Origin of the sequence: Kitasatospora sp. NPDC007106 (genome assembly GCF_040634455.1) — a bacterium.
Lineage (GTDB): Bacteria > Actinomycetota > Actinomycetes > Streptomycetales > Streptomycetaceae > Kitasatospora > Kitasatospora arboriphila.
Map to the genome: position 1 here is coordinate 1 of NZ_JBEYFP010001337.1, position 1,210 is coordinate 1,210.

The window sequence follows — 1,210 nt, forward strand, 5'->3', positions numbered from 1 at the left end:
GGGTGACCTCGGTGTCCACGGCGGTGCTCGACGGGACACCGGTCGCCGCGAGCACGGCGCGCGACGGCACGCTGCGGCTGTGGGACCTGGCGGGGATGGCGGAGATCGGCCGTGCGGAGATCTCCGCGGCGCCGTCCGCGGCCACGGCGGTGCTGGTCGGGACGGCAGGGGGACGGCCAGTGGCGGCCGTTCGCGAGGAATGTGCGGTGCGGTTCCTCGATCCGCTCACCGGCCGCAGGGCCGGCGCCGACCGCGTGCTGCCCGAGCCCGTGCAGGCGCTCGCCGCCGCCCCGGACGGACGGCTGGCGATGGCGTTCGGGTCGCACGTCGCCGTCCTCGTGCCGCGCTGACACGGGGAGCGTGCGCGGAGGAGGGCGAGGGGCGGTCGAGTGGGGGCGCCACGGTGGTGCGTTCGTCGACGGGTCCGCGGCGGGCGCCGGAGCGGCGGACCGGCCGGGGGTCAGTCGATGGTGCAGTCGCCCTTCTTGGCACCGTCCGGGCAGGGGAAGCGGGTGACGGTCTCGGCGAAGGCACGGCCGGAGTCCACCACCGACTGCGGCACCTTCAGCTGCCACCGCGGGCTCTGCACCAGTGCCTTCCAGCCGTCCAGGCCGAGCGGCGGCCGCTCGCGGGTCACCGTGATCGGCACCCCCTTCTGGCCCGTGTACTGGTCGAGCGTGCCGTTCGCTGCCACCACCTGGACGGTGGTGCCGTCGGGCCGGGTGAGATCCATCATCTCGTCGTACAGGCCCGCCACGTCGGTGCCGGTGACGAACATCCGCAGCCGGCCGCCGTCCGGCAGTTGCTCGGTCCTGCACAGCGGCGCCTCGTAGCCGCTCTTCCGGGTGCCCTCGTCCGAGCCGCCCTGCCAGGTCTCGCAGGTGACCGGGCTCGGCGGCCGGCCCTGGCTCACCGTCACCATGACCGTGGAGGGCCCGTGGCCGTCGTCGTACTCCAGCTCGATGTAGCGCTGGTTCGGCTTGGTGTTGAACTTCACGCCGAACGCGTTCAGGTTGCCCAGCCGGGCGCCCGGCGGCAGCAGGTCCGAGAGGATCTTCGTCATCGCCTGCCAGGTCAGGTCCGCCGTCCCCGGCTCGGCCACCGCGCCCTTGCTCGGTGACACCGTGCCCGTGCCGGATTCCGCACCCGACGGCCCTTTGCCCGCGGACGGACTCGCGGCGGACGGACCCGCCGCGGAGGGGCTCGCGGC

At 74.5% G+C, this 1,210-nt stretch carries 1 protein-coding gene and 1 pseudogene; one reads left to right on the top strand and one right to left on the bottom strand.

From position 1 onward, the window contains the following. Positions 1-350: pseudogene (locus ABZ641_RS38295) on the top strand (hypothetical protein); the annotation flags it as partial. Positions 351-460: 110 nt separating this feature from the next. On the opposite strand, the gene ABZ641_RS38300 reads toward ABZ641_RS38295, so the two are convergent. Then, the gene (locus ABZ641_RS38300) at positions 461-1,123 is read right to left on the bottom strand and encodes a hypothetical protein (RefSeq protein WP_344622445.1); all 663 of its coding nucleotides are present in this window, start codon (positions 1,121-1,123) and stop codon (positions 461-463) included. Between the last annotated feature and the right edge of the window lie 87 nt (positions 1,124-1,210).